The sequence below is a fragment of the Cellulosimicrobium sp. ES-005 genome (assembly GCF_040448685.1).
Lineage (GTDB): Bacteria > Actinomycetota > Actinomycetes > Actinomycetales > Cellulomonadaceae > Cellulosimicrobium > Cellulosimicrobium cellulans_G.
On the sequence record NZ_CP159290.1, the window covers coordinates 3356692 to 3383281 of the forward strand.

The window sequence follows — 26590 nt, forward strand, 5'->3', positions numbered from 1 at the left end:
CGCATGGCTGACGGCACCGGGCCCATCGTTGGGCGGATCGCGATCAAGGTCCTCCCCAACACGAAGAGCTTCCGCAAGGAGCTCAAGCGCGACCTCGACCGGATCGAGGACCAGGTCAAGGTCCAGGTCTCCGCCGAGCTCCGCAAGAACACCCTCGACATCTCCGTCCGCCAGGGCGTCTCCGACGTCAACCGGAAGTCGTACCGCAAGGCCGAGGGCTACACGGTCAAGCTCCGCGCCGACCTCGACATCGACGACCTCGACCGGCAGATCCGCTCGGCCCTCGGGCGCATCAACGACGCGCTCGACCTCGACATGTCGCACGCGCGCGAGGAGATCGAGTCCGTCGCCGACTCGATGGAGCAGGTCTCCGACGCCGTCGAGAAGCACCTCGGCGAGGCTGAGCGCGAGCTCGACGCCGTCGCCGAGCGGATGCACCGGAAGTTCGACGAGATGGGCGAGCGCGTCCACATCGAGCTCGACGCCCACGCCAAGACCGAGCACGCCGAGAAGGCCGTCAAGGACTTCTGGGACGACTGGGACGGCAAGGAGATCAACTTCCACCCGGCCATCGCCCAGGCGCGCAAGCGCGTCGTGCAGGCCGGCCTCGCGTGGCTGACCCGGGCGCGCGAGGTCACGATCGCGCCGGTCCTCGACAGCAAGGCTGTCGCCAAGGTCGAGACGATGCTCGCCGCCCTGTCGGGCTGGCGGATGCTCGACGCGACGGCGAACAACCTCAAGAAGATGTTCGAGAACATCGACAAGAACCTGCCCCTGGTGGGTTCGCTCGCGATGGCCGTCGCAGGCCTGAGCGCCTGGCTCCTCGCCGCCGCCTCGAACACCTTCGCCCTCGCGCAGTCCCTCGCCCAGATCGCCAGCGTCGCCCTGATCCTCCCCGGTATCCTGGGCGGCTTCGCGTTCGGCATCGGCGCCACGATCGCCGTCCTCAAGGACTTCGACAACGTCCTCCCGTCGATCGGCGCCCGCCTCTCCCAGATCCAGGACCTCATGTCCGCGGACTTCTGGGGGATCGCCAAGGGCCCGATCTCCGAGCTCGCTGACGAGCTCCTGCCCTCGCTCGAGGCCGGCCTCCGCGGCACCGCGGCCTCGCTGGGCGTGTACTTCGCCGCCCTCTCCTCGAACCTCAAGAGCGCCCTCGGCCCGTCGCTGACGGGCATGTTCGCCAACCTGAACGACTCGATCCTCATCGCGTCGGCCGGCACGGGGGACATGGCGCGCGCGCTCGAGATCCTGGGCCGCCGCGGGTCCGAGTACCTGCCGCGCTTCGCGACGTGGTTCAACGACGCCGCGGAGGGCTTCGCCAACTGGCTCGACGAGGCCGACAAGAGCGGCCAGCTCACCGAGTGGATCGAGCACGGGATCTTCGAGCTCCAGGAGCTCGGTCGCGCGCTCTCGAGCGCCGGCTCGATCCTCGCCTCCTTCGCGCGCGCCGCGGAGAAGGCTGGCGGCTCGACCCTCACCATGTTCGCCGACACGCTCGAGCGCGTCGCGGAGATCGCCAAGGGCCCGGTCTTCCAGGGCAACCTCGTCAACGTCCTCCAGGCGGCGCACGAGGTCATGGCGACCATCGGTCGCGACAGCGGCCCCGCGCTGACGTCGATGTTCGAGTCGATGTCCCGCACCTTCGCCGCCGGCCTCCGCGCCATCGACGAGGGCCTCGCGGGGATGCTCGAGGGCATCGCCGTCGCGCTCGACAACCCGGCCTTCCAGTCCGGCTTCGTGCGCTTCCTCGACGGGATCTCCACCGCGGTCCACGGCCTCCTGCCGGCCTTCGAGCCGCTGGGCGCCGCGATCGGCTCCCTGGGCACGCTGCTCGGCGTCATGGCCGCGCAGTTCGGCCCCCTGCTCGCGTCGCTCCTCACGCAGCTCTCGCAGCTCGTGGTCGCCGTCGTGCCGCAGATCATCCCCGTCGTCGAGAACCTGACCTCGCTGCTCGGCACCCTGCTCGACACCGCGGGCCCGGTGCTGACGTCGATCGTCGAGTTCTTCGTGCGCATGGTCGCCCCGGCCCTCGAGAGCGAGGCTGCGGTCGCGCTGCTCGTCGGCGCGTTCCTCGGCTTCAAGCTCGTCTCGGCATGGACCTCCGCGGTCGACATGCTGCGCGGGATGCGCGAGTGGGCGTCGGCTTCGCTGACCCACCTCGGCCAGCTCCCGGGCAAGCTCGACAAGGTCGCCAAGGCGGCCGGCGCGGCGGTGGCGGTCCTGACGGTGCTCGCGGGCATCGGCGAGGTCGTCGGCATGGCGACCGGCGAGGCTGTGCCCAGCGTCGACAAGTTCGCGCTGGCGCTCGAGCAGACCGTCGACCCGGTCGGCCAGGTCGGCGACGCCATCACGCAGTGCGTCGACCCGGTGCGTCAGCTCAACGACGCCTTCACCTTCGACATCGGCAACGGCTGGCTCGGGAACATCGGGGGCTACTACTCCGACTTCAACGGGCTCGCCGACGCGATCTTCTGGGCGGGGGAGCGCGCCGACGGCTTCACCAACTCGATGGTGTGGCTCGGCGACAAGCTCGGGATGATCCAGGACCCGATCTCCGCCGGCGAGGAGGCGATCTCCAACTACGACGACGCGCTGGCCCAGATGGTCCAGAGCGGCAACGTGGAAGGGGCCGCCGAGGGCGCAGCCCTCTTCGCCCAGGAGGCGGAGCTCGCGGGCAAGTCGAGCGAGTGGGTCGCCCAGCAGCTCGACGGGTACAACCTCGCGCTCGAGGAGTACGAGTACGCCCAGCAGAAGGCCGCCGAGGCTCAGCAGCGCGCGGCCGACGCGATGGCGTCGTACGAGTCCGCGATGTCCGCGGCGGGCACCACGACGTACGCCGCGCTTGCCTCGATCAACGAGGCGAGCAAGGGCTTCGTGAACTTCGCCGAGGGCGCCGACGACGCCGAGCTCTCGCTCGACGACTGGATCTCCAAGCTCGAGGAGCAGGTCACCGCACAGGCGGCCTGGGCCGACAACATGGCGATCCTCACCGAGCGCGGCGTCTCCCAGGGCGTGCTCGACCAGCTCGCCCGCCTCGGCCCCGAGGGCGCCCTGCGCGTCCAGCAGCTCGTCGACGACACGACGGGCCAGTGGGAGCGTCTCGAGCCGATCGCGACCGCCGCGACCGAGGGCGCAGTCGCCGGCTCCGTGGGCAAGTTCGCGGAGCTCTCCGGTCGCGCCGTCGCGGCGCTGAACACGCTGCCCGACGACGTCAAGGCCGAGCTCGAGAAGGCCGGCGTCGTCGCGTACGACGCGGGCGGCCACGTCGTCGACGGCTTCACCAACGGCATCGGCGACAAGATCGGCGACGTCGAGATGTCGGCGGAGGACATCGCGACCACGATGTCGATCTCCACGGCGAACGCCCTCGAGATCCGCTCCCCGTCGCGGCTGTTCCAGCGCTACGGGCAGTTCGTCGTCCAGGGCTTCACCAACGGCATCCAGTCGCTCATCGGCACGGTTACGACCGCCGTCGGCTGGATCTCGTCCCGGGTGAAGATCCCGAACGCGATCACGCTGCTCCTCAGCGCGGGCCGGTCCGTCGTGAGCGGCTTCACCCAGGGCGTCTCGAACGTCCTGGGCCGCGTCACGGACTCGATGTCCGACCTCGCCGGCAAGGTTCGCGTCCCGAACCCGGTGAGCATCCTCAAGGCGGCCGGGCGCGAGGTGATCTCCGGCTTCATCGAGGGGATCCAGTCGGGCTTCTCCCGGGTGCGCACGAAGCTCCAGGAGCTCACGAACATGCTCCCGGACTGGAAGGGCCCGGCCAAGACGGACCGAGTCATCCTCCGGGACGCCGGCCACCTGGTCATCGACGGGTTCATCGAGGGTCTCGAGGACCGCTTCAAGGACGTCCGCTCCACGCTCGGCGACCTCACCGACATGGTCGAGGGAACCGAGATCGGGGCGCCCGACGTCGACGCCGGCGACATCGCCGGCATGTCCGCGCGCCAGGCCGCGCGCTTCGCGGCGAGCTCCGCGGGCGACGGCGGGCCGCAGAAGACCTTCAACTACTACGCGGCCCCGGGGTCCTCGCTCGGCAGCGAGGAGGACCTCTTCGCTGCCATCGGCCGAGGAAGGGCGGTGGGCTTCTGATGCGTCTCCAGCTCGAGAACGCGAAGGACAAGCTCGACCTGGATTCCGTGCTCATGACCGGGCGCGGGATCCAGGTCACCGCGGGGGTGACCGGCTTCGGCCTGCCCCCGATTCAGACCCGGTGGACCGAGAGGGCGGGCGACGGCGCTGTGTTCCGCAGCCGCCGCGCCCGCCCGCGGGACATCGACCTCCCGCTGACGATCGTCGGCCGGAACCGCGCCGATCTCCAGGCGCTCTTCTCGCGCCTCGCGTCGATGCTCGCCGGGCCCTGCCGTCTCCGAACGATCGAGGACGACGGCTCCTCGTGGTGGACGACCGTCCACTGGGTCGGCGGCGGGCAGTACGCCCACGGCATCGACACCCACGGCCCCGACGACAACGAGGTCGACATCGTCATCACCGTCCGCGCGCCGGACCCGTACTGGACCGCCGAGAAGGCGAGCCAGAAGATCCTTGGAGGTGCCGCCTGATGGCCCGTCCCTTCGTCAAGAACCTGGCGCACCTGCCGGTCACCCCGGGCGCCGCGAACGGCACGATGACGCTGGAGAACCCCGGCGACGTCGAGGCCTACCCGATCTGGGAGCTCCGGGGTCCGGGCAAGAACTTCCGCGCCATCTCCCCCCGGGGCGAGGTGCTGGAGTGGCTCGGCACGCTCACCGCCGACGAGACCCTGGTGATCGACACCCAGGCTGGCACCGTGCTCGACGGCAAGGGCGAGAACCGCTACGCCGAGCTCGGCGAGACGCCGCGCATGTGGACGATCCCGCCGGGGGAGACCACGGCCGAGATCCAGTTCGAGGCCACGTCGTCGGGCACCTACGAGCCGGGCGAGATCGTGCGCACGAACTGGTCGGCCAACCCCGTCCCGGCCGGCCCGGCCCTGGGCAACAACATCGCGAACTTCGCCGGCTACCTCCCGGGAACCGGAGAGGCGGGCGTCACGATGACCTCGGACGCCCCGCTCACCACCGCCGTCGTCGTGACGAACTACCTCACCAACCCGTCGTTCGAGACGGGGACCGCGGGCTGGGTGCCGTCGTCGTGCACGATCGCCCGGAGCCCCAACTACCCCCGCGCCGAGAAGGTCGGAGACGGGATCGGCGTCATCACGGTGGCCGCGCCGGCCGGGACCGTCTACCTCTCCTCGAACACGCACGTCGAGTTCCCCGCGCTGTTCCCGGCCGGGGTCGGGCAGTGGGTCGGCATGTCGATCCTCGCCGGCCGCTCGACCGGCGCCCAGTACGGGCGGCTCTCGATCGGCTGGTACAACGCAGCCGGCACGGCGCTCTCGTACACGCAGGGTGCGATCGTTTCGCTGCCCGGCGGGAGCCTGACGCCGGTCTCGGTCGTCGCTCAGGCACCCGCTGACGCCGTGTCCGCGCGGATGTTCTTCTACCCCGTCAACACCGCAACCGGCGGAGTGCCGCCGGACGGGATCACGCTCGTCGACGCGGGGATGATCGTCCTCGCCCCGACGGAGGCGGAGGCCCGCGCCATGGCCGCCGACTACGTCGACGGCTCTGCTCCGACGAGGGATCTCCCGGGCGACGTTCGCTACGTGCACGGCTGGACCGGCGCGGCGCACGCCTCGGCCTCGACCCGCGCGCTCACCATCACCCCGGGCGCCAAGGGGCCGGACGGCATCCCGGGCTTCGCTCGGCGCGTCGTCACGGCGCCCAAGACCGGCGCCTCGACGGGCTGGTCGGCCACCAGCTCCGCCTACCGCTCGCCCCTCGCGGGCGCCCGTGGCGATCGGGTGACCTGCTCGGTGTACCTGCGCTACACCGGCACCACGCCGGTGCGCATCCGGCTGCGGACCATCCCCTACGGGGTTGGTGGGACCACGGCCCCGGGGATGAGCGACACCCCGCTGACCCCCCTCCCGCCGGGGGAGTGGGTCCGGCTCAGCATGACCCACGAGGCCCTCGCCGACTTCGAGACGGCCGCGTGGTGGGCCTATCTCATCGGGGGCGGCGGCGACCAGGTGCTCCCGGCGGGCTCCACGCTCGACGTCGCGGGCGCGCTCGTCGAGGCCGGCAGCCAGGTCCGCCCCTGGTTCTACGGCGGCTCGGCCTCCGGCTCGCGAGGCGCCTACGCCTTCGCCGGGGCGGTCAACGCCTCGATCTCGCACATGTACTCCGCCGTCCTCCGCGGCGCCTCTCGCGTCGCCGTCTCCTGGCGCGCCCGGAAGTGGATGGTGATCTGACGTGCTCGTCGAAGACCTGACCCTCGAGGTTCGAGATCCGCAGCTCCGGCGCGCGGGCATCGTCGACCTCAACGACGCCGTGCTCGAGATCCGCTCCGAGTTCTGCAACGTGGGCACGTGGAAGCTGACCGTGGTCAGCGACCACCCGACGATCAAGACGCTGCGCACGCCGGGCTCCGGCATCACGCTCCGGGCCCACGGCAAGGTCTTCTTCTCCGGCCGGCACGACGGGCGCACGGCCAAGGCCACGTTCGACGACCCGGAGGGCACGGTCACCTTCGAGGGGATCTCCGACGACCACATCCTCGGCGACCGCCTCGCGTACCCCGTGCCGAGCTCGCCGACGATGGAGGGCCAGACGGCCGCCGCGAACGACGTCCGCGAGGGCAAGCTCGAGACGGTCATGCACAGCTTCGTGCGCGCGAACGTGGGCCCCGGCGCGCCGGCGGCTCGCCGCCACCCGCAGCTCGACATGGGCCCGGACCTCGGGCGCGGCCCCGCGGTGAAGCGCTCGACGCGCTTCGCCAAGCTGGGGAACCTCCTGCGCGACATCGTCGTGCTCGGCGACCTCGGCTTCCGCGTGATCCAGCGCGGCACCCGCCTCGCGTTCGAGACCTACGCGGTCGCGGACCGCACGAAGACCATCCGCATGGACGTCTGGAACGGGACGCTCGAGAGCTACGAGTCGACCTCGGTCGGCGCGTCGGTCACGCACGTGATCGTCGCCGGCCAGGACGAGGGCGTGAAGCGCCAGCTCCTCGAGCGCACCTCGGCCGAGTCCCTCGCCCAGGAGAAGCTCTGGAACCGCCGCATCGAGCTGTTCCTCGACCAGCGCCACACCGACGACCTCGAGGAGCTGGCGCAGGCCGGCGACGAGGAGCTCGCCAAGAACGGCGTCGCGCAGAGCGCCGTGAAGTTCGTCCCGATGGACGACGGCACGATGGAGTTCCTCAAGGACTGGTTCGTCGGCGACCGGGTGACTGCCGTCGTCGAGGACCGCGAGGTCCCGGCGATCGTCAGCGCCGCGGTGCTCCGCGTCGACCAGGACGGCGTCCAGATCATGTGCGCGCTGGGCGACATCAACGGGCAGGGCTCGACCGAGGGCTTCATCTCCCGGACCGAGTCGCGCCTGTCGGCCCTCGAGCGCACGGCCGAGTCGGCCAAGCTGGTCCCGGCCGAGAACGTCGTCGGGCTCGCCGAGCTCGAGCTCGCGCTGCGCTACCAGCAGGGCCTCAGCGGCGGCGGGCTGCGCACCGTGTCGTTCGACCCCAACATGGGCTTCACCGTGAAGTGGTCGAACCGCTTCCTCGCGACGAGTGTCGGCTCGGGCCCCGAGATCCCGCGCGGCTTCTTCGACATCGCGCTGCCCCCGGCAGGCACGGCGATCCCCGTCGTCGGCACGAGCGAGAAGGTCACGGCGACCGACGACGGCGTGTACCTGCGCACGTACGACGCGCTGTACTACGAGCTGCCGCTCGGCGGCCAGTCCGCGTCGCGGCCGGAGAACTTCCGCATCGTGCGCTACGACGGCCCGGCCGCGAAGGTCGCCCCCTCGTGGGTCCTCGTCGCCACGGGCGCCGGCGACTCCGCGAGCACGCGCTGCGTGCGCTGGGGCACCGGCGAGGTGCAGTACCCGTGGATGTCCCTGGTCCCGCACCTGACGGAGAACTGGGCGTCGTACAGCGGGATCTCCATCCCGACCTACCGCCGGACGCCCGAGGGTGTCCAGTTCCGCGGCATGGTCCGCCCGACCAAGACGCTCTCGCTCGGGACGAACGCCTCCCACCAGTTCGCGACGGGCCTCCCCGTGACGGACGCGCCGTCGTACTACGCGGCGACGATCGCGCAGACCACCTTCGCCGAGATCCACGTCATCAACCAGTCGGGCCTCGCCGTCCGCATGAAGCAGGACATCTCGGTCGGGACGTCCTGGTGGGTCTCGCTCGACAACCTCAGGATCCCCTTCTAGCCCCACGCGCCGCGAGGGCCCTGCTCCAGCACCGGAGCGGGGCCCTTTGCCGTGCCCGCAGGAGTCCACACCATGCTCTTCCCCTCTCCCTTCCGCACCGAGCTCTCGGACGACCAGACCACGCTCCGGCTGACCTACAGCGTCGCCGGCGCCGACCCCGAGGCCCCTTTCAAGCACATCGCCGTGACTCTCCCGATCGCCGGGATCGAGATCAGCGACGCGCCCGCGCCGCCCGCAGAGCCGGGCGCTGAGGAGGTTCCCGCGTGACCCAGTTCAGCTACCCCTTCGACGACCAGGAAGTCACCGAGTCCGAGTACAGCGCGCTCTTCCGCGAGCTCCAGGACACCGGCGTGACGAGCTCCGGTGGCCTCACCGTGAGCGCTGACAGCTCGGGCCTCAACGTCAAGGTCTCCCCGGGCGACGCGGTCGTCCGCGGTCACTTCTACAGCTCGACGGGCATCGAGACCCTGCCGATCGCCCCGGGCGAGGGCGCGGCGCGCATCGACACCGTCGTGCTCCGCCTCGACCCGCAGGCGAACGAGGTCGCGCTCGAGGTGCTCAAGGGCATCGCGTCCACGACGCCGGCGCCCCCGGCGCTCACCCGCACGTCGACCGGCGTCTTCGACGAGCCCCTCGCCGACGTCGCCGTCCCGGCGAACGCGGTCACCATCGCCGCCTCGGCCGTGACGATCCGCAAGTCGTTCACCGGCACGCGGGTCCGCGAGTGGACCACGGCCCTGCGCCCGACGTCGCCGCGCCGCTACCAGCTCGGCTACAACACCACGCGCTCGACGTGGGAGTTCTGGGACGGCCAGGGCTGGGTCGACCTCGTCTCCTGGGCGACGATGCCTGGGCGCCCGACGACGTCGACGAACGACGGCCGCACGATCTTCGTCTCCGACAACGCCCCGACGGCGTCGCAGGGTGCGAACGGCGACCTCTGGTTCGAGTTCTGATGGCGATCACCTGGGGCGCTGTCCAGCGCAACCTCGCGGTCGGCATCGACATCATCATGTCGCCGGGGTCGGTCGGGGCCGGCACGACGGCGGTGACCATCACGGTCAACTACTACGTCCGCGCGTTCGAGGCGTACCACGACGACCAGACGATGAACCTCACCGGCGGCTTCTACGGCCCGGTGAACTACCGCCTCGACTCGAACAACGGCACGACGACGGACCGGCACATCGCGTCGCGGACGTTCACGGCCAACACGAGCTACAGCGGCGGCCCGACGTACACATTCGGCGCCTACCTCACGGGCGTCTACAACGGCGTGCAGCCGTCGCACTCGCGCAGCATCACGGTGCCCGCGCGCCCGCCGTCGCCGCCGAACACCTCCGGCAACCCGACCTTCTCGAACGTCACCTCGAGCAACATCCGGGTGACGTCCGCCGTCCCCGGGAACAACGGCGCCGCGATCGTCGAGTGGCAGTTCCAGCGAGCTACCAACGCGGCCTTCACGGCCGGCGTGGCGACGTACTCGCACAACGGCCACATCCTCGACATCTCCGGCCTGGCGCCGGCCACGACGTACTACTTCCGCGTGCGCTCGCGCAACGCGGCGGGCTGGGCCGGCTGGTCCGCCACGGGGTCGCGCGCCACGCTCGCAGCGGCACCGGGCGCCATGGCCGCGCCGACGATCACGGACGTCCTGCCCACCGAGGCGCGGGCCACGTTCGCGGCGCCCAGCAACGGCGGCTCGGCGATCACTCGCTACGAGGTGCAGACGTCGGCCAACACGAGCTACTCGCCCGCGCTGACGCACACCGGCTCGAGCCCTCTGCCCCTCACCGGGCTGGACCCCGGGCAGAAGCACTTCGCCCGCGTGCGCGCGGTCAACGCCGTCGGGGCGGGCCCCTGGTCCGGCTCCTCGGAGTTCACGACGCTGTCCGGCTCGGCCGTCAAGGTCGACGGGATCTGGCGCTCGGCGAAGACGTACGTGAAGGTCGACGGCACCTGGCGCCTGGCGAAGGTCCACAAGAAGGTCGAGGGGGTGTGGCGCCTGTGATCCAGATCGACCCCACCCTGCTCACCGCCGGCGCCGCCGGCATCACCGCGCTCGGCACCGTGGCCGGCGTCTTCATCGGACGTCGCAAGGACCGCGAGTCCGCGAACGTCGAGGCTCGCCGCGTCGACACCGAGGACTGGCGCGCGGTGACCGACGCGCTGCGCACGGACCTCACCGCCGCGCGTGAGGAGAACGCCCTGACCCGGGGCCGCGTCGACGTCGTCGAGCGCGAGCGAGCCCTGGACGCCGCGTGGATCGTGCTCCTGCGCGACCACATCTACCGCGGCTCGCCGCCGCCTCCGCCGGCGCGACCCACCTCTCTCTGACCACCCCGACAAGGGCCCTGCTCCAGCACCGGAGCGGGGCCCTTCGTCATGCCCAAAGGAGCACCCTCCGCATGGTCTACATCGAGCCCCGCCACCTCTGGGGCGCGCGCCACGCCAACGGCGACCTCAACCTCTCCGGCCTCGCGAGCGAGGTCTTCATCCACCACACCGTCACGACCCAGCTCCTCCCGACGGCGACCGTCGAGCAGGAGCGCGCGCAGATGCGTTCGATCGAGAGCATCGGCCAGAACCGCTTCGGCACCGGGATCTCCTACAACGTCATCGTCTTCCCCTCCGGGCGCGCGTACGAGGGCGTGAGCTTCAACCGCCGCGGGACGCACACCGGCGGCCGCAACTCGACGACGCGCTCGATCTGCTTCGCCGGCAACTACGAGGCCCACGAGCCGTCCGCGGCGGCCCTCGCGACGGCGGCGGCGATCATCGCCGAGGGGCGCGGCACGCGCTGGAAGACGGGCGCCCCCGTGCGCGCGCACCGCGAGCTCAAGTCGACGTCGTGCCCGGGCCGCTTCGTCTTCGCGCAGCTCGGCTACCTCGCCTCCGGCGCGACGCAGGTCGGCAACGAGGTCAAGCCGGTCGCCCCGGCCCCGGCGCCGAGCAAGACGCCCGAGCAGCTCTACAACGCGGGCTTCTCGGTCGCCGAGATCAAGGCGACGCAGGAGAAGCTCAACCGCCTGGGCTACCGCCTCGCGGTCGACGGGATCCGCGGCCCCAAGTCGCAGACGGCGATCAAGGACTTCCAGTCCAAGAACGGCCTCACGGTCGACGGCTTCCCGGGCCCGGCGACGCAGGCGAAGCTCGACGCGCGCCTCGCGCCGGCGGCCAAGCCCGCCCCGAGCGCGGGCCGTGACCTCTACCGCGGCTGCAAGGGCGAGGACGTCAAGGCCCTCCAGCGCCGCCTCAACCGGGACTACCCGGCCTACTCCAAGCTCGCCGTCGACGGGAGCTTCGGCCCCGCCGTCGAGGCCGTCGTGCGCGAGTTCCAGCGCCGCTCGGGCCTCAAGGTCGACGGCATCGCCGGCCCGGCCACGCGCCGCGCGCTCGGCCTCTGACCACCACCACGAAGGGAGCCATCACGATGGCGAAGCACCTCGACAGCACCGCGCTCGACGCGGCCAAGGCGGACGCGCGTGAGCGCGCGCTGCGCACCCTGTACCAGTCCCTCGGCGTCGACGTCCTCGTCGGCGTCGGCGTCGTGACCCTCGACTGGGTCGGCGGCGCGGACATCACCTCCGGCGCGGCGTGGGCCACGCTCGGCGTCCTCGTCGGCAAGTCCGCCCTCACCTCCGTCGCGTCCTACCTGACGCGCCTCAAGGTCGCCCCCACCGCGGCCTGACACGACAAGAGCCCCCACCTGGCATCGCGCCGGGTGGGGGCCCTTTCGTCGTTTCCGGTCAGAGCTCGGAGCGGATCTTCACCCACTCCTGCTCGTGGCGCCAGTCTGCCTTTGCCGCGAGGCGGTAGACCCCGATGACGACCTGGACGAGGCCGGCGACGAAGAGCGCGAACCCGAGCAGGCTGAGCGGCGTCTGGCTCGCGACGCCGATCGGGAAGAGCGCGGATCCTGCGAGGAGAAGCCCCAGCCCCCACGCGAGGACGGACGCGGCCGGCTTGATGAGCTTCGGGACCACGGGTGCGGGAGGCTGGTTCATCATCATGCGCACAGCGTAGCCGACATCACCTGCGCACGTCGTGCGTCACTCGCCCGCGCGCGATCTCCCGATCATCGCCCTCCGGCGTCGGTGTAGCGCTCGACGTAGTGCGCCCACTGGGCGTCGGTAACGCTCGCCCAGAGAACGGTCCCGAGGGCCAGGCCGACGCGCTCGGAGAACTCCATCGCGTCGATGCCTGCGGCCTCGAGCCGGTCCCGCAGCGGGGTCGCCTTCTCGATCCGGTCGGTGGTCATGGTCATCTCTTTCCTCCTGTGGTCGACCTCGCGAGTGCGAGGTGCGCGCAGGCGCCGCGTCGAGCGTAGCGATGGTCGCTCGTCCCGGCGCGACGCCTGCGCATGGTCACGCGGCCTTGATGAGCCCGACGCCGGCCATGTCGCGCAGGGCGGTCTTGACGAGCGTGGGGGACATGCCGACGGTCTCGGCGATGTCGCGGACCCGAGCGCGACGACGCGACATGCGCAGGATCGTCGCGAGGTTCTCCGGCGTGCGCTTGGACTGGGGGTGCGGGCTGGCGAGCGCGGCGAGCAGGTCGAGCTCCTCGGCCTCGGCGGGGCGGAGCTCCTGCACGACGGCGCTGTGCTCGACGTCCTCCTCCGCCACCGGCACGACTCGCGCGCCGGGGTTCGCCACGACGAGGCCGGCGAGGTTCTCGAGCGCGGCCAGCGCGGCGACGGGGGCCAGGGCGACGACGACCATCCCGACGTAGGGCCGGTACTCCTCGGGGATCCCGGCCGTGTGCGCCGCGTTGCCCACGAGGGAGATCAGCGTGAAGAAGCCGAGGAGCGTCCACGAGAACCAGGCCCGCTCGCCGCGCGCCCGGCGCACGAGCGCGGACAGGCTGTAGACGACCATCGCGACGTCGAGCATGACCGGCACCGCGCCGGCGAGCCAGAAGGGCACGTTGGCCCAGCCGGCGACGTCGTGCAGCGCGGAGAACGACAGCGCGAACGAGGTGAGGAAGACGAGGCCGGTCCCGACCGCGACGGCGAGGAGGACGGGGCGGGAGTCAGGGTTGATCTTGTACATCGCGGTGGGCCTTTCGGTCAGGGTCAGGGTCAGGCTGCGGCGGACAGGGTGTTGCGGCGTGCGGCGGTGAGAGCGGCGCGGACGGCTGCGGCGGCGGAGGTCAGGGCCTCGCCCTGCACCGCGGCCCGGTCCTCGGCCTCCCACGTCGCCTTGCGGGCGGCGAGTGCGCGCTGGCGCTCCATGGCTGCCTCCTGGCGCTGCACGGCCCGGGGCTTGGCGCCCTCGGAGACGGCCTCGCGCAGGACCCAGACCAGCCAGCCCAGGACGCTCGCCATGTCGCGGCCGACGTGGACGCGGCCGTGGCGGTGGTGCCAGGAGTCGATCGCCGTGACGACGTCGCCCTCGGTCCAGGTCTCGTCGACCCCGCCCCGCTCGAGCGCCGTGATGAGCCCGCCGATGTGCTGGCCCCGGGAGATCCAGGGCATCTGCGTCTCGACCTTGGCTGCGAGGCGCTGGAGCCGGAGGCTCCGCGGCTTGCGGTTCTTCGTCGAAGAGCTCTTCGTCCGGCGCGCCGTGCGCGCTTGGTGATCGAGGGAGAGGTCAGAGGAAGACCCAACCCCTGACGGGGTGGGTGGGGTGACAGATGCGAGAGCAGCCGGCACGGCCAGCGCCCGCGTCGAGGTCTTGCGGATGACCGTCCGACCCGTCGCCTCACGGGCAGCCTTGCGGACCGGGCCCGCGAGGTGCTGCCCGCGGTCGACGACGACCATGAGGCCGAGCTCGCGGAGGTCGGCGAGGCGGCGGAAGACGGTGCGACGGGACACCCCGACGCGCGCCGCGATCGTGGCGACGGACAGCGACACCGAGCGGCCGGTCTGGCCGTCAGCGGCGGCGGCGAGGACCTCGACCACCTGGAGGAGGGAAGCGCGGCGGTCGGCGCGCCAGCGGGCAGCGTCGGCGACCACCTGGGCGGCGCGCTCGTACTGCTCGCGGGAGCTCCACGCAGGGATCTGCGCGTAGGTGCCCGGCTCGAGTTCGATCTCGAACCGGCGGCCGCGACGGCGGCGCGCGGGGACGGTAGTCTTGCTCATGTCGGGGCTCTCTCCCGGCCATGCCCCCGGACCGTTGGCGCGGTCGCGGGGGCCTCTTTGTGCTTGGACTAGTTGGCGCTTTGCCCTAGCACGTCTGGACCTTCTGCTGCGTCAACTGCCTGCACGTCCTCGACGAGCTGCGCGAGCTCGAGGAGCGGCACCGCGACGTGCTGGTCGTCGTCGGCGTGCACTCGGCGAAGTTCGAGCACGAGGCGGACCCGGCGGCGCTCGCGGCCGCGGTCGAGCGGTACGAGGTCCACCATCCCGTGCTCGACGACCCGGAGCTCGTCACCTGGTCGGCGTACGCGGCGCGCGCCTGGCCGACGCTCGTGGTCGTCGACCCCGAGGGCTACGTCGTCGCGCAGATGGCGGGGGAGGGGCACGCGTCCGCGATCGCCGCCCTCGTCGAGGAGCTCGTCGCGGAGCACGACGCGAAGGGCACGCTGCACCGCGGCGACGGCCCGTACGTGGCGCCCGCGCCGTCGTCGGGCACGCTGCGCTTCCCCGCGAAGGCGATCGAGCTGCCCGGCGGCAACCTCCTCGTCGCGGACGCGGGGCACCACGCGCTCGCCGAGCTCCTGCCCGACGGCGAGACCCTCGTCCGGCGCATCGGGTCCGGCGAGCGCGGGCTCGCCGACGGCGGCCCGGACGACGCACGATTCGCCGAGCCCAACGGGCTGTGCATGGTCCCGGTCGAGCTCCGACCGTGGCTCGGGTACGACGTCGTCGTCGCGGACACGGCCAACCACGTCCTGCGCGGGGTGCGCCTCGCGGACGGCCACGTGACCACCGTCGCAGGGACGGGCGAGCAGTTCATGGTCGGCGGGGTCGAGAACGTCGTGCTGCGGGAGGGACGGGGCGCCGACGTCACGGGCCACGGTCCTGCCGCGGCGGGCGGTCAGTACGCGCCGCTCGACGTGCGACTCTCGTCACCCTGGGACGTGGCCTGGTCGCAGGACCTCGCGGCGTTCGTCGTGGCGATGGCCGGGAACCACACGCTGTGGGTGTTCGACGGCGAGCAGGGGTCGATGACGCACCTCGCCGGGACCATGAACGAGGGCCTGGAGGACGGGCCAGGCGCGTCGGCCTGGTTCGCGCAGCCGTCCGGGCTGGCCGTCGACCAGGACGGGGCCGTCTGGGTGGCCGACGCCGAGACGTCGGCGCTGCGCCGCGTGACCGCGGTCCCCGGCGAGGGTGTGGAGGTGCGGACCGCCGTCGGGCAGGGGCTGTTCGACTTCGGCCACCGCGACGGCCCGGCCGAGCAGGCGCTGATGCAGCACCCGCTCGGGGTCGCGACGCTGCCGGACGGGAGCGTCGTCGTCGCCGACACCTACGACGGCGCGCTGCGCCGGTTCGCGCCCGCGCCCGGTGACGCGGGGAGCGTCGGGGACGACGCCCAGGGGACGCGGCTCGCGGGCGAGGTCACGACCCTGGCGACGGGCCTCGCGGAGCCGAGCGGCGTCGTCGTGCAGGTGGGCGAGGGGGCGGACGGCGAGCCGCAGGTCCACCTGCTCGTCGTGGAGTCCGCGCCGCACCGCCTGACGCGCGTCGCGCTCCCGGCGTCGCTCGCGGGCGAGGTGCTCGACGGCGGCGCGCACCGCACCCAGCGGCCCGTCACCGACATCGGGGCAGGGCCGTTGTGGCTCGACGTGCCGTTCGTCCCGGCGCCGGGGCAGAAGCTCGACGACCGGTTCGGCCCGTCGACGGAGCTGCGCGTGAGCGCGACGCCGCCCGAGCTGCTGCTGTCCGGGGACGGGACGGGCGTCGAGCTCGGGCGCGACCTCGTCATCAACCCGGAGGTCCGCGAGGGCGTGCTGCACGTGACCGCGCGGGCGGCGTCGTGCGACGTCGTCCCGCTCGGCCCGGACGGCGAGCCCGACCCGGACGTGTTCCCCGCGTGCCATCTCGCGCAGCAGGACTGGGGCGTGCCGGTCCGCGTGGTCGACCGCGGTGAGCCGGGCGACGTCCCGACCCTCACGCTGCCTCTGAGGGGGTAGGCCGGCGTCGCGGGGCCCAGCCCGGGCTGGTGCCGGACATGCCCAGGGCCAGGCTTCGAGGAAGCCTGGCCCTGGGTGCGGGTGTCGTCAGCAGACGGTCCAGGAGTGGCCGAGGATGTGGCCCGCGGTGCTGAAGACCTTGGACTGGCCGGCCAGGAGCCGGTAGGAGGCGGTGGCCTTCGCCCCTCCGCCGTTGGCGTAGGACACCACGAGGACCCTGCAGCTCCCGAACGTGTTGGTGTACGTCCGGGTCTCGGCCGCGTTCGCGACGGTGGGCGCAGCGACGGCCAGCGCCGCAGCGGTGGCGACGACGGCGACGAGCCTCTTGAACTTCATCGTTCCCCCTCCATTGGGTGGTGATGCCCGGGGCATCGTGGCACCAGGCTCGCCCCCTGTGGGCGTGGTGCCGGAGGAAGCCTTGCATATGGAAGGGGTCCGCACAATAGGTCGGTCGCGATCTCCGATCCCGCGGGAGGATGGTCAGCCCCAGGTGAGGAGCTCCTCGCCGCGGGCGGCCCAGGCGCCCACCTCCGCGAGGGAGGTCACGTCGTCCGGGGCGGCCTCGAGCGCGACGACCGGGCACACGGCGGACCGGCCGCCGGCACGGACGGCCTTCGGGTCCCACGAGACGAGGACGGTGCCGCGCTCGACGTGGTCGCCCTGCGCGACGTGCGTCGTGAAGCCCTCGCCGCCGAGCTGGACGGTGTTGATGCCGAGGTGGACGAGGACCGCACGGCCGTCGTCGTGCTGGACGACGAACGCGTGCGGGTGCAGCTTGACGACCGTGCCCGTGATGGGCGCGACGGCCTCGCCGCCCTGCGCGTCGTCGGGCTCGACGGCGAGCCCCGGGCCGACGAGCCCGGCGGAGAAGACGGGGTCGTCGACGTCGCCGACGTCCACGACCGTGCCCGTGACGGGGACGAGCACCGTGAGCGGCGCCGCCATCAGCGCAGGTCCTCGATGTCGGAGGCGATGTTGTCGGCGTCGGGCCCGACGATGACCTGGATCGCCGCGCCCGAGCGCACGACGGCGATCGCCCCGGCGGCGGTCAGCGTGGCGTCGTCGACGAGCGCCGGGTCCTCGACCTCGACGCGCAGGCGCGTGATGCACGCCTCCAGGTCGAGGACGTTCGCGTCGCCGCCGAGGCCTCGGAGGATCTGCTCTGCCTTGCTCACGGGTGCTCCTCGTGGTCGTGTTCCGGCCGGGGCCGGGTCAGGTGTCCCGGCCGGCAGCCGTGCCGGTCGGGGTGCGCAGGGCGCGCGGGGTCGGGGCGCCGTCACCGGGGTGGTGCGACGGCGGTGGTGCTGCGGTGGTGCCGGTCCTCACATGAGGTCGGCGAGGTCGGACGCGATCGTGTCGACCTGCGGGCCGACGACGACCTGCACGACGCGGCCGTTGACCATGACGCCGAACGCCCCGGCGCGCCGCAGGAGCGCGGCGTCGACGAGCGCGGGGTCCTTGACGAGCGATCTGAGCCGGGTGGTGCACGGGTCGATCTCGTCGATGTTGGCCACCCCGCCGAGGCCGGCGAGGATCGTCGCGGCGCGCTCTGCGTCGGACTGTGTCATCGGTCGTTCCCTTCGGTCGCCCGGGCCGGCACTGGCACGGGGTCGAGGTGGTCGGTGGTCGTCGTGGCGGGGGTGCTCGTCGGGTCGGTCGCGCCGGTGCGCGGCACGAGCGTCGGCCGCGCCTCGCGCAGGGGGACGAACACGCTGTACCGGTCGCCGCGGTAGCTCGACCGGGAGTACATGAGCGGCGCGTCGCCCGCGAACGTGCGGCGGACGGTGCGCATGACGGCCCGCGAGGCCCGCAGCCCGAGGAGCTTCTGCTCCTGCACGGTGGCGTCGGACGCGGTGATGGTGTCCTCGCCCCAGGTGGGGGCCAGGCCGCGCTCGCGCAGGGCGCCGTAGAGGCTCTCGGGGACGCCGTCGTCGAGCAGGTCCGGGGCGAGGTCGACGGGGATCCACGCCTCCTCGACGCTCATGGGGGACCCGTCGGCGGAGCGCAGGCGCACCACGTGGTGCATGGGGTCGCCCGTCGCGCGCCCGAGCGACTCGGCGACCGACGCCGGCGCGGGCGCCGTGCCGACCTCGAGCACCTCGCTCCCCGGCTCCATGCCACGGCGTCGCGCCTCCTCGCCGAACGTCGTGAGGCGCATCTCGAAGTCCGCGCGGGGCGGGGCGACGAACGTCCCGCGACCCTGCGCGCGCTCGAGCACGCCCTCGGTGACGAGCGCGTCGATCGCCTGGCGCACGGTCATGCGCGAGACGCCGAACTTCTCGGTCAGGCTGCGCTCCGAGGGCACCGCGTCGCCGACCGAGAGCTCGCTCGCCACGAGGTCGGCGAGGTAGGCGCGCACCGTGAGGTACTTGTGCTCGCTCGCCTGCGATCGTGACCTGCTCATCGTCGTGCCGCGTCCTCGTCGTCGTCCTGGTCCTTCGTCCGCGTCCGTGCCCTGGCCGGACGGACGACCCTGCGTCGGTGCCTCGATCTCCACGGGTGCATTGTCCGTCGTGCGACCTGCGGCGACGCGGGTCCTGGACCTGTCCGTGTGTCCCGGGTCACCTCCGGGGGTTGACACATCATGAGGTCTAGACCACTCTTCCTGCAAGTGGTCCAGACAACCTGGACCGGATGTCCGGCACGACGAGCCAGGAACGACCCCAGTCGTCCTCGGCGTGCCCGGAGACCGGCAACGACGCCCGTACGACGTCGCGCCACCGCTGCCGCACGACGCACCTCGGCCTGCGCCCCAGGCCCACCCAGGAGGAGAACGACACATGACCACCGTCGCCGAACCGACGAGGACGAAGAAGGGGGTGCCCGGCTTCGCGCAGCTCCAGCGCGTCGGGCGCTCCCTCATGCTGCCCATCGCGTCCCTGCCCGCCGCCGCGCTGCTGCTGCGGCTCGGACAGGCCGACTTCCTCGGGGCGGACGGGGCTGCGGGGACGTTGCCGTGGATGCAGTACGTCGCCGACGTCTTCGCCTCGGCCGGTAACGCCCTGTTCGCGAACCTCCCGCTGCTGTTCGCCGTCGGTGTCGCCGTCGGCTACGCGAAGAAGGCGGACGGCTCGACGGGCCTCGCCGCCGTGATCGGGTACCTGGTCTTCAAGGGCGTGAGCGACGCGCTCTCGCCGGCGGTGCTCGGCGTCGCGCCGGAGGGCGAGGACCAGGAGCTCATCAACTACGGCGTGCTCGGCGGGATCGTCATCGGCCTGACCGCGGCGCTGCTCTTCCAGAAGTACTACCGCATCAAGCTGCCCCCCTACCTCGCGTTCTTCGGGGGCCGCCGCTTCGTCCCCATCGTCACCGCCGGTGTCGCGGTGCTCATCGCCGTCGTCGGCGCGCTCATCTACCCGGCGTTCGACACCGGCTTCACCGCCGTGGGCGACTGGGTCACCGGCTCGACGATCCTCGGTGCCTTCGTCTACGGGACGGTGAACCGCCTCCTCCTGCCGGTCGGGCTGCACCACCTGCTCAACTCCCTCCCGTGGTTCCAGTTCGGCGAGTACACCGACGCGAACGGCGAGGTGTGGAACGGCGACATCGCCCGCTTCCTGCACGGCGACCCGACGGCCGGGACCTTCATGACCGGGTTCTTCCCGATCTTCATGTTCGCGCTGCCCGCCGCGGCGCTCGCGATCGTCCACACCGCCAAGTCGAAGAACCGCAAGGTCGTCGCGGGCATCATGGGCTCGGCCGCGCTCGTCGCGTTCGTCACCGGCGTCACCGAGCCGCTCGAGTTCGCCTTCGTCTACGTCGCCTACCCGCTCTACGCGATCCACGCCGTGCTCACGGGCACGTCGCTGGCCCTCGTCAACGCGATCGGCATCCGTGACGGCTTCGGCTTCTCCGCGGGCGCGATCGACTACCTGCTGAACTTCCGGATCGCCGAGATGCCGCTCCTGCTCATCCTCATCGGTCTCGGCTACACGGTGATCTACTACTTCCTCTTCCGCTTCGTCATCACGCGGTGGAATCTCAGGACGCCGGGTCGCGAGGACGACGACGCCGACGGTGCGATCGCCGACACCGGCGCGGCGCAGGACGCGGACGCCCCTGCCGGTGCGTCCGAGAGGTCCGCGACCGCGGACGAGGCGAGCGCGGCCGGGCGCGGAGCGTCCGCGCGCTCCGACGAGGCGCGAGGCGGGAGCTCGGCGTGACCGTCGCCGACGACGCGACGCGCGCACCCGCGCGGGTCTCCGACCCGGGGCTGACCGGCGTGCCGGTCAGCCCCGGGCGGGGGGCGGGGACGGTCGTGCGCATGCCCGACCCGGTCCCCGAGCCCGACCCGGCCCCGCTCGCCGCGGACAGCACGGACGCCGACGTGGACCTCGCGGTGACGCAGGTCCTCGCGGCGGTCACCACCGTCCAGGAGGACCTCACGGCCCGCGCCGCGCGGGCCGAGGGCACCGCGGCGGAGGTGCTCGGCGTGACCGCCGCGATGGCGGCGGACCCGGCCCTGGCGCGCGACGCCGTCGGGCGCGTGCGCGAGCAGCGCTCCACCCCGGCGCGTGCGGTGTGGGACGCGGCGGGCGTCGTCGTCGGGCAGCTCGAAGCCCTGGGCGGGCTCATGGCCGAGCGGGCCCGAGACGTGCGCGACGTGCGCGACCGGATCGTCGCGACGCTGCTCGGCCTGCCTGCCCCGGGCGTGCCCGACCCGGGGTTCGCGTTCGTGCTCGTCGCGGACGACCTCGCGCCCGCGGACACCGCGCAGCTCGACCCCGAGCGCGTGCTCGCGGTCGTGACGCGCGGCGGCGGGCCGACGTCGCACACGGCGATCCTCGCGCGCTCCCTCGGCATCCCGGCCGTCGTGGCGGTCGAGGACGCGCTGACGCTGCACGACGGCGAGACGGTGCTCGTGGACGGCGGGCTCGGCACGGTCGAGCGCGAGCCGTCCGCCGAGGACGTGGCCGCCGTCGTCGCCGCGCGGGGCGCCCGGGGCGAGCGCCGCCGGTTCGACGGCGAGGGCCGGACGGCGGACGGTCGTCGCGTCGAGCTCCTCGCCAACGTCGCGAACGGGGAGGACGCGCGGGCCGCCGCGGAGGCGGGCGCGGAGGGCGTGGGGCTCTTCCGCACCGAGGTGTGCTTCCTGGGCCGCACGGTCGAGCCGACGATCGACGAGCAGGTCGCGGCCTACCGCGAGGTGCTCGCGGCTTTCGGCGGGCGCAAGGTCGTCGTGCGCACGCTCGACGCGGGCGCGGACAAGCCGCTCCCGTTCGTCACGCCCGAGGCCGAGCCCAACCCGGCGCTCGGCGTGCGCGGGCTGCGTACCGCCCGCCGGCACCCCGAGGTGCTCGACCGCCAGCTCACGGCGATCGCGCGCGCCGCGGCGGCGGAGTCAGCCGACGTGTGGGTCATGGCGCCGATGATCGCGACGCCCGACGAGGCGGAGTCGTTCGTCGCGCTGTGCGCGGAGCACGGCCTCGGCACCGCGGGCGTGATGATCGAGGTGCCGGCCGCGGCCCTCGGTGCGCGCTGGGTGCTCGCCAAGGCGTCGTTCGCGAGCATCGGCACGAACGACCTCACGCAGTACACGATGGCCGCGGACCGCGAGGTCTCCGACCTGGCGCGCCTGTCGACGGCCTGGCAGCCGACGGTCCTCGCGCTCGTCGGGGCCACGGGATCGGGGGCGGCGCTCAACGGTCGCCCGCTCGGCGTCTGCGGCGAGGCGGCGGCCGACCCGGTGCTCGCGCCGGTGCTGGTGGGGCTCGGCGTGACGTCGCTGTCCATGACGCCCCGTGCGCTCGCGGACGTCGCCGCGGTGCTGGCCGCGACGACGTCGGAGCAGTGCGAGGAGCTCGCGTTCCTCGCGCTCCAGCAGCCCACGCCCGACGCCGCCCGCGCGGCCGTGCGCGCCCGCCTCCCGATCCTCGCGGAGCTGGGCCTCTAGCCCGCGCCCGGCCTCGCTGCCGAACCCGGGGTTGTTCCTCACCGACTCGTCACGGTGGGGAGCACCCCCGGGTTCGGCGCACCCGGGGGTGTTCGTGCACCGCTGCAGCACCAGGTGGGCGTCGTTTCTCCTGAGCCTCGAGGCGCTCGCGGAGACGGGCCCGACCGGCTCAGGCGACCTCGGTCTGCTCCAGGAAGGACGCGAGCGCGTCGATCGACGCGCTCGCGTCGTCGCCGTCGGCGTCGGTCGACAGCACGACCTCGTCCCCGGCGGTCACGCCGAGCGTCATGACGCTGAGGATGCTCGCGGCCTCCACGGGGTCGCCGCCCTGCTTGGCGATGCGCACGGGGGCGGGCTGGGCGGCCGCGGCCTTGACGAACAGGGCGGCGGGTCGGGCGTGAAGGCCTTCGGTGATCGCGACGACGACGGCACGGTCCATGGGTGCTCCTCCGGCAGACAAGTGGTCTGGACCAGTGCATCCTAGGGGATCGCACGCCGAAAAGGGAGGGTCTGACGTCCTTCCGTGCCCGCGAGCCTCACACGTCCCGGGCGGCCCCTGCTCCGTCGCGCCGGTCGAGCGTCGAGCGCGCGGCCGCGAGCCGCGCGATCGGGACGCGGTACGGCGAGCACGACACGTAGTCGAGCCCGATCTCGTCGAACAGCGCGACGGACGCCGGGTCGCCGCCGTGCTCGCCGCACACCCCGGCGTGCAGCCCCGGCCGGGCGCGGCGCCCGCGCTCCAGCCCGACGTGCACGAGCTCCCCGACCCCGTCCCGGTCGATCGTCGCGAACGGGTTCGTGCCCACGACCCCCGACTCCAGGTACGCGGTGAGGAACGACCCCTCCGCGTCGTCGCGCGAGATGCCGAGCATCGTCTGCGTGAGGTCGTTCGTGCCGAACGAGAAGAACTCCGCGTGCTCGGCGACGCGGTCCGCGACGAGCGCCGCGCGGGGCAGCTCGATCATCGTCCCGACGGCGTACGGCAGCGGGGCGTCCGCGCCCGCGAGCTCCTCCGCCATCGTCGCGTCGACGACCTCGCGCATGCGCCGCAGCTCCTCCGCGAACCCGACGAGCGGCACCATGATCTCCACGCGCGGGTCGTGCCCGGCCGCGCGGACGGCGAGGGCGGCGCGCGCGATCGCCCGCACCTGCATCGCGGCGATCTGCGGGTGCAGCAGCGCGAGCCGCACGCCCCGCGTGCCGAGCATGGGATTCGTCTCGCTCAGCCTGCGCACCTGCGCGAGGAGGCGACGCGCCCGGGCGAGCCGCGCCGTCGTCTCCCCGCCGCCCGCCGCGGCGGCCCAGCCCTCGGCGACGGCGTCCGTCCCGTGCAGGGGCGCGCCGGGGTCCCCGACCTCGTCCTCGAGCCGCTGCACGAGGAGGGACTGCTCGACGAGGTCGGGCAGGAACTCGTGCAGGGGCGGGTCGAGGAGCCGGATCGTCACGGGCAGCCCGGACATCGCGGCGAAGATCTCCTCGAAGTCGGCCTGCTGCATGGGCAGCAGGCGGTCGAGGGCCGCGGCGCGCGCGGCGTCGGTCTCGGCGAGGATCATCTCGCGCACCACGGGCAGCCGGTCGGGCGCCATGAACATGTGCTCGGTGCGGCACAGCCCGATGCCCTCGGCCCCGAGCTCGCGGGCCTTCGCCGCGTCCTCGCCGGTGTCGGCGTTCGCGCGCACGCCGAGGCGCCGCACGTCGTCCGCCCACCCGAGCACGGTCCGGAAGTCGTCGGTGACCTGGGGCGGCACGAGCGGCAGCGCGCCCGCGTAGACGTCGCCGGTCGTGCCGTCGAGCGTGATCGTGTCGTCCTCGGTGAGCACGTGGTCCCCGACGTGGACGCGCCGCCCCTCGACGTCGATCCGCAGCGCGCCGGCGCCCGCGACGCACGGCTTGCCCATGCCGCGTGCGACGACCGCGGCGTGCGACGTCATGCCGCCGTGCGCGGTGAGCACGCCCTGGGCGGCGATGACGCCCGCGATGTCGTCCGGGTTCGTCTCCCACCGCACGAGCACGACGGCCTCGCCGGCCTTGCCCCGCTCGGCCGCGGTCTCGGCGTCGAGCACCACGCGCCCGACGGCGGCCCCCGGCGACGCGTTGAGCCCGCGCGTGAGCGCGGTCGCGCCGTGGCCGGGGTCGAGTGCCGGGTGCAGCAGCTGGTCGAGCTGCGCCGGGTCCAGGCGCCGCAGGGCGGTGTCCCGGTCGATCACTCCCTCCTCGACGAGCTCGCGCGCGATGCGCAGCGCGGCCTGCGCGGTGCGCTTCCCGGTGCGGGTCTGGAGGAGGTAGAGCGCGCCGTCGTCCACCGTGAACTCGATGTCCTGCAGGTCGCCGTAGTGCTGCTCGAGCCGGTCCATGGTCGCGCGCAGCTCGCGGAACGCGTCGGGCAGCACGGTCTCCATCTCCGCGAGGGGCCGGGGCGTGCGGATGCCGGCGACGACGTCCTCGCCCTGCGCGTCCACGAGGAACTCGCCGTAGAGCTCCTTGGCACCTGTGGCGGGGTTGCGCGTGAAGCACACGCCGGTCGCCGACGTCGCGCCCTTGTTGCCGAACACCATCTGCATGACGTTCACGGCCGTGCCGAGGTCGTCGGGGATGCCGTTCGCCTTCCGGTAGACGGCCGCGCGCGGGTTGCCCCACGACGCGAAGACCGCGTCGACCGACCGCCGGAGCTGCTCGCGCGGGTCCGTCGGCAGGTCCTCGCCCGTGTGCTGCCGCGCGACGGCGCGGAACGTCGCGACGAGCCCGCGCAGGTCGTCCGCGTCGAGGTCGGTGTCCTGCGCGACGCCGCGGCGCGCCTTGAGCGCGTCGAGCTCGTCCGCGAACGCGTGGGCGGGCACGCCCTCGACCACCTCGCCGTACATCTGCACGAACCGCCGGTAGGAGTCCCACGCGAAGCGCGCGTTGCCGGACTCGGCCGCGAGCCCCTCGACCGAGTCGTCCGAGATTCCCAGGTTGAGGATCGTGTCCATCATCCCGGGCATCGAGAACACGGCTCCCGAGCGCACCGACACGAGCAGCGGGCGCTCGCGCGCGCCGAGGCGTCGCCCCGTGCGCTCCTCGAGCGCGTCGAGGTGCGCGACGACCTCGTCCCACAGGCCGTCCGGCCACGACCCGCCGCGCTCCATGGCCGCGACGCACGCCGTCGTCGTCACGGTGAAGCCGTCCGGCACGGGCACGCCGATGCGCCGCATCTCCGCGACGCCCGCGCCCTTGCCGCCCAGCAGGGCCCGCATGTCTGCGCGGCCCTCCGCGAGGTCGTAGACGTACCGGTCGCTCATGGCTGCTCCTCGTGGTCGGCGGCGGTGGCCGCGCTGTCTCCTGCCCGACGGCGGTCCGCCGGCCGGGTCTGGGGGGTCGCCCGGGCGAGGTCGTCGCCCGGGGGCCGTGCCGCGTCGTCGGGCGCGAGGGCACGACGGCGCGCGGCGACGAGCTCGACGACGCGCCCCGCCGCCTCCTCGAGCGCGAGCGTCGTCGTGTCGAGCACGGGGCAGCCGAGCCGCCGCTGCAGCCGGGCGACCTCGTCGAGCTCGTCGTGGATGCGCGCGAGGTCGGCGTACCCGCCGAGGGCTGTGCCGCCCGGGCCACCGCGGCCCGCGACGCCCATGGCGTGCACGCGGCGCTGCCGGATCTCGAGCAGGCGCCCGGGGTCGATCGTCAGGCCCACGACCTTCCAGCGCTCGGCCTCGAACAGCTCGCGCGGGGGCGCGACGCCCGGGACGAGCGGGATGTTGGCGGTCGGGTAGCCGAGATAGCCGAGGTACATCGAGAGCGGGGTCTTGCCGGTGCGCGACGCCCCGACGAGCACGACCTGCGCCTCGTCGAGCCCGTCGGTGAGGTGGCCGTCGTCGTTCGCGACCGCGAACTCCATCGCGTGGATGCGGTCGAAGTAGTCCGCGGCGAGCCCGACCGGCTGCACGACCCGTGCCGGCTGCGCGCCCGTGCGCGCGGTGAACGCGTCGAGCGCGGGGGCCAGCAGGTCGGCGCACGGGACGTCGAGCGCCGCGCACGCCTCCAGCACGCGCGTGCGCAGCGCGTCGTCGACGACGGTGCAGAACACCACGGCCGCGGCGGGGTCGGCGCGCAGCTGGGCCACGACGTCGTCCACGCCTCGCGCGCTGTGCAGCCGCGGGTGCCGCACGACCCGGACCTGCTGCCCGGGGAACTGCGCCTGCGTGGCGCGCGCGACGCGGGTCCCGGTGTCTCCCGTCGAGTCCGCGACCACGTGGATGTCGATGACGCGCGCCGTCGCCGCCATGACCTCAGGCTAGGTCGGGGCGCGGGTTCTCCCCAGCGGAAGGCCTGCTGGGTGTGGGGCACAGCCGACGGGTCTAGGGTGACCGGC

General features: G+C 73.0%; 24 protein-coding genes and 1 pseudogene. 13 read left to right on the forward strand and 12 right to left on the reverse strand.

The window, feature by feature from the left end; translation table 11 throughout:
• The first annotated feature begins 3 nt into the window (after positions 1-3).
• The 10 genes from ABRQ22_RS15000 (at position 4) to ABRQ22_RS15045 (ending at position 11964) form a co-directional block, all read left to right on the forward strand.
• Entirely contained in the window at positions 4-4098 is a 4095-nt protein-coding gene (locus ABRQ22_RS15000; RefSeq protein ID WP_353707295.1) for a hypothetical protein, read from the forward strand.
• On the forward strand, positions 4098-4568 hold the full coding sequence (locus ABRQ22_RS15005) for a hypothetical protein (protein ID WP_353707296.1): 471 nt from the start codon (positions 4098-4100) through the stop codon (positions 4566-4568). The genes ABRQ22_RS15000 and ABRQ22_RS15005 overlap by 1 nt, the downstream gene beginning before the upstream one ends.
• Entirely contained in the window at positions 4568-6304 is a 1737-nt protein-coding gene (locus ABRQ22_RS15010; protein ID WP_353707297.1) for a hypothetical protein, read from the forward strand. Before ABRQ22_RS15005 ends, ABRQ22_RS15010 begins: the two co-directional genes overlap by 1 nt.
• A 1-nt stretch (position 6305) precedes the next feature.
• Entirely contained in the window at positions 6306-8273 is a 1968-nt protein-coding gene (locus ABRQ22_RS15015) for a hypothetical protein (RefSeq protein WP_353707298.1), read from the forward strand.
• A 72-nt stretch (positions 8274-8345) separates the two neighbouring features.
• Complete coding sequence (locus ABRQ22_RS15020; protein WP_353707299.1) at positions 8346-8540, forward strand: hypothetical protein; 195 nt, start codon at positions 8346-8348, stop codon at positions 8538-8540.
• The gene (locus tag ABRQ22_RS15025) at positions 8537-9229 is read left to right on the forward strand and encodes a hypothetical protein (RefSeq protein ID WP_353707300.1); all 693 of its coding nucleotides are present in this window, start codon (positions 8537-8539) and stop codon (positions 9227-9229) included. The genes ABRQ22_RS15020 and ABRQ22_RS15025 overlap by 4 nt, the downstream gene beginning before the upstream one ends.
• The gene (locus ABRQ22_RS15030) at positions 9229-10284 is read left to right on the forward strand and encodes a fibronectin type III domain-containing protein (protein WP_353707301.1); all 1056 of its coding nucleotides are present in this window, start codon (positions 9229-9231) and stop codon (positions 10282-10284) included. The genes ABRQ22_RS15025 and ABRQ22_RS15030 overlap by 1 nt, the downstream gene beginning before the upstream one ends.
• Complete coding sequence (locus ABRQ22_RS15035) at positions 10281-10610, forward strand: hypothetical protein (RefSeq protein ID WP_353707302.1); 330 nt, start codon at positions 10281-10283, stop codon at positions 10608-10610. Before ABRQ22_RS15030 ends, ABRQ22_RS15035 begins: the two co-directional genes overlap by 4 nt.
• A gap of 71 nt (positions 10611-10681) precedes the next feature.
• Positions 10682-11680: an N-acetylmuramoyl-L-alanine amidase gene (locus ABRQ22_RS15040; protein ID WP_353707303.1), complete on the forward strand. Its 999-nt coding sequence runs from the start codon at positions 10682-10684 to the stop codon at positions 11678-11680.
• 26 nt (positions 11681-11706) lie between these two features.
• Complete coding sequence (locus tag ABRQ22_RS15045; protein WP_144721264.1) at positions 11707-11964, forward strand: hypothetical protein; 258 nt, start codon at positions 11707-11709, stop codon at positions 11962-11964.
• A 58-nt stretch (positions 11965-12022) separates the two neighbouring features.
• Here the strand turns inward: ABRQ22_RS15045 and ABRQ22_RS15050 are convergent, their stop codons facing one another.
• The 4 genes from ABRQ22_RS15050 to ABRQ22_RS15065 all read right to left on the reverse strand — a co-directional run bounded on the left by ABRQ22_RS15050 (position 12023) and on the right by ABRQ22_RS15065 (position 14358).
• A complete protein-coding gene (locus tag ABRQ22_RS15050) occupies positions 12023-12286 on the reverse strand; it encodes a hypothetical protein (protein ID WP_353707304.1) in 264 nt (87 codons plus the stop codon).
• Between the two features lie 65 nt (positions 12287-12351).
• Positions 12352-12540: a hypothetical protein gene (locus ABRQ22_RS15055; RefSeq protein WP_144721268.1), complete on the reverse strand. Its 189-nt coding sequence runs from the start codon at positions 12538-12540 to the stop codon at positions 12352-12354.
• Between the two features lie 100 nt (positions 12541-12640).
• A complete protein-coding gene (locus ABRQ22_RS15060; RefSeq protein WP_353707305.1) occupies positions 12641-13327 on the reverse strand; it encodes a DUF2637 domain-containing protein in 687 nt (228 codons plus the stop codon).
• Between the two features lie 29 nt (positions 13328-13356).
• Positions 13357-14358 (reverse strand): helix-turn-helix domain-containing protein, encoded by a 1002-nt coding sequence (locus ABRQ22_RS15065; protein ID WP_144721272.1) that lies wholly within the window; start codon positions 14356-14358, stop codon positions 13357-13359.
• Between the two features lie 95 nt (positions 14359-14453).
• On the opposite strand from ABRQ22_RS15065, the pseudogene ABRQ22_RS15070 reads away from it, so the two are divergent.
• A pseudogene (locus tag ABRQ22_RS15070) lies at positions 14454-16355 on the forward strand (NHL domain-containing thioredoxin family protein); the annotation flags it as partial.
• A gap of 87 nt (positions 16356-16442) precedes the next feature.
• Here ABRQ22_RS15070 and ABRQ22_RS15075 read toward each other — a convergent pair.
• The 5 genes from ABRQ22_RS15075 to ABRQ22_RS15095 all read right to left on the reverse strand — a co-directional run bounded on the left by ABRQ22_RS15075 (position 16443) and on the right by ABRQ22_RS15095 (position 18759).
• Entirely contained in the window at positions 16443-16691 is a 249-nt protein-coding gene (locus ABRQ22_RS15075; RefSeq protein WP_087470798.1) for a hypothetical protein, read from the reverse strand.
• 144 nt (positions 16692-16835) lie between these two features.
• Complete coding sequence (locus tag ABRQ22_RS15080; RefSeq protein ID WP_253052196.1) at positions 16836-17300, reverse strand: PTS glucose transporter subunit IIA; 465 nt, start codon at positions 17298-17300, stop codon at positions 16836-16838.
• A complete protein-coding gene (locus tag ABRQ22_RS15085; protein ID WP_087470800.1) occupies positions 17300-17530 on the reverse strand; it encodes a PTS glucose/sucrose transporter subunit IIB in 231 nt (76 codons plus the stop codon). The genes ABRQ22_RS15080 and ABRQ22_RS15085 overlap by 1 nt, the downstream gene beginning before the upstream one ends.
• 147 nt (positions 17531-17677) lie before the next feature.
• Positions 17678-17923 carry a PTS transporter subunit EIIB gene (locus tag ABRQ22_RS15090; RefSeq protein WP_024839826.1) on the reverse strand — a complete coding sequence of 82 codons (246 nt, stop codon included), beginning with the start codon at positions 17921-17923 and terminating at the stop codon, positions 17678-17680.
• Positions 17920-18759 carry a GntR family transcriptional regulator gene (locus tag ABRQ22_RS15095; RefSeq protein WP_353707306.1) on the reverse strand — a complete coding sequence of 280 codons (840 nt, stop codon included), beginning with the start codon at positions 18757-18759 and terminating at the stop codon, positions 17920-17922. The genes ABRQ22_RS15090 and ABRQ22_RS15095 overlap by 4 nt, the downstream gene beginning before the upstream one ends.
• A gap of 376 nt (positions 18760-19135) precedes the next feature.
• Here ABRQ22_RS15095 and ABRQ22_RS15100 point away from each other — a divergent pair, with 376 nt between their 5' ends.
• Both ABRQ22_RS15100 and ptsP read left to right on the forward strand, forming a co-directional pair.
• Positions 19136-20518 carry a PTS transporter subunit EIIC gene (locus tag ABRQ22_RS15100; protein ID WP_353707307.1) on the forward strand — a complete coding sequence of 461 codons (1383 nt, stop codon included), beginning with the start codon at positions 19136-19138 and terminating at the stop codon, positions 20516-20518.
• The gene (gene ptsP, locus ABRQ22_RS15105; protein WP_353707308.1) at positions 20515-22248 is read left to right on the forward strand and encodes a phosphoenolpyruvate--protein phosphotransferase; all 1734 of its coding nucleotides are present in this window, start codon (positions 20515-20517) and stop codon (positions 22246-22248) included. The genes ABRQ22_RS15100 and ptsP overlap by 4 nt, the downstream gene beginning before the upstream one ends.
• Before the next feature lie 169 nt (positions 22249-22417).
• On the opposite strand, the gene ABRQ22_RS15110 is transcribed toward ptsP, so the two are convergent.
• The 3 genes from ABRQ22_RS15110 to ABRQ22_RS15120 form a co-directional block, all read right to left on the reverse strand.
• Complete coding sequence (locus ABRQ22_RS15110) at positions 22418-22687, reverse strand: HPr family phosphocarrier protein (protein WP_253052202.1); 270 nt, start codon at positions 22685-22687, stop codon at positions 22418-22420.
• A gap of 97 nt (positions 22688-22784) precedes the next feature.
• Positions 22785-25526, reverse strand: a complete 2742-nt coding sequence (gene ppdK / locus ABRQ22_RS15115; protein WP_353707309.1) for a pyruvate, phosphate dikinase — start codon at positions 25524-25526, stop codon at positions 22785-22787.
• Positions 25523-26503, reverse strand: a complete 981-nt coding sequence (locus ABRQ22_RS15120; RefSeq protein ID WP_253052206.1) for a pyruvate, water dikinase regulatory protein — start codon at positions 26501-26503, stop codon at positions 25523-25525. The genes ppdK and ABRQ22_RS15120 overlap by 4 nt, the downstream gene beginning before the upstream one ends.
• Positions 26504-26590: the final 87 nt, after the last annotated feature.

Excerpts from the sequence above, each read along its gene's own strand:
- ABRQ22_RS15000 (WP_353707295.1), top strand. The coding sequence starts at position 4 with ATGGCTGACGGCACCGGGCCCATCGTTGGGCGGATCGCGATCAAGGTC.
- ABRQ22_RS15005 (WP_353707296.1), top strand. The coding sequence starts at position 4,098 with ATGCGTCTCCAGCTCGAGAACGCGAAGGACAAGCTCGACCTGGATTCC.
- ABRQ22_RS15010 (WP_353707297.1), top strand. The coding sequence starts at position 4,568 with ATGGCCCGTCCCTTCGTCAAGAACCTGGCGCACCTGCCGGTCACCCCG.
- ABRQ22_RS15020 (WP_353707299.1), top strand. The coding sequence starts at position 8,346 with ATGCTCTTCCCCTCTCCCTTCCGCACCGAGCTCTCGGACGACCAGACC.
- ABRQ22_RS15030 (WP_353707301.1), top strand. The coding sequence starts at position 9,229 with ATGGCGATCACCTGGGGCGCTGTCCAGCGCAACCTCGCGGTCGGCATC.
- ABRQ22_RS15040 (WP_353707303.1), top strand. The coding sequence starts at position 10,682 with ATGGTCTACATCGAGCCCCGCCACCTCTGGGGCGCGCGCCACGCCAAC.
- ABRQ22_RS15045 (WP_144721264.1), top strand. The coding sequence starts at position 11,707 with ATGGCGAAGCACCTCGACAGCACCGCGCTCGACGCGGCCAAGGCGGAC.
- ABRQ22_RS15050 (WP_353707304.1), bottom strand. The coding sequence starts at position 12,286 with ATGATGATGAACCAGCCTCCCGCACCCGTGGTCCCGAAGCTCATCAAG.
- ABRQ22_RS15055 (WP_144721268.1), bottom strand. The coding sequence starts at position 12,540 with ATGACCATGACCACCGACCGGATCGAGAAGGCGACCCCGCTGCGGGAC.
- ABRQ22_RS15060 (WP_353707305.1), bottom strand. The coding sequence starts at position 13,327 with ATGTACAAGATCAACCCTGACTCCCGCCCCGTCCTCCTCGCCGTCGCG.
- ABRQ22_RS15065 (WP_144721272.1), bottom strand. The coding sequence starts at position 14,358 with ATGAGCAAGACTACCGTCCCCGCGCGCCGCCGTCGCGGCCGCCGGTTC.
- ABRQ22_RS15075 (WP_087470798.1), bottom strand. The coding sequence starts at position 16,691 with ATGAAGTTCAAGAGGCTCGTCGCCGTCGTCGCCACCGCTGCGGCGCTG.
- ABRQ22_RS15080 (WP_253052196.1), bottom strand. The coding sequence starts at position 17,300 with ATGGCGGCGCCGCTCACGGTGCTCGTCCCCGTCACGGGCACGGTCGTG.
- ABRQ22_RS15090 (WP_024839826.1), bottom strand. The coding sequence starts at position 17,923 with ATGACACAGTCCGACGCAGAGCGCGCCGCGACGATCCTCGCCGGCCTC.
- ABRQ22_RS15095 (WP_353707306.1), bottom strand. The coding sequence starts at position 18,759 with ATGAGCAGGTCACGATCGCAGGCGAGCGAGCACAAGTACCTCACGGTG.
- ABRQ22_RS15100 (WP_353707307.1), top strand. The coding sequence starts at position 19,136 with ATGACCACCGTCGCCGAACCGACGAGGACGAAGAAGGGGGTGCCCGGC.
- ABRQ22_RS15110 (WP_253052202.1), bottom strand. The coding sequence starts at position 22,687 with ATGGACCGTGCCGTCGTCGTCGCGATCACCGAAGGCCTTCACGCCCGA.
- ppdK (WP_353707309.1), bottom strand. The coding sequence starts at position 25,526 with ATGAGCGACCGGTACGTCTACGACCTCGCGGAGGGCCGCGCAGACATG.
- ABRQ22_RS15120 (WP_253052206.1), bottom strand. The coding sequence starts at position 26,503 with ATGGCGGCGACGGCGCGCGTCATCGACATCCACGTGGTCGCGGACTCG.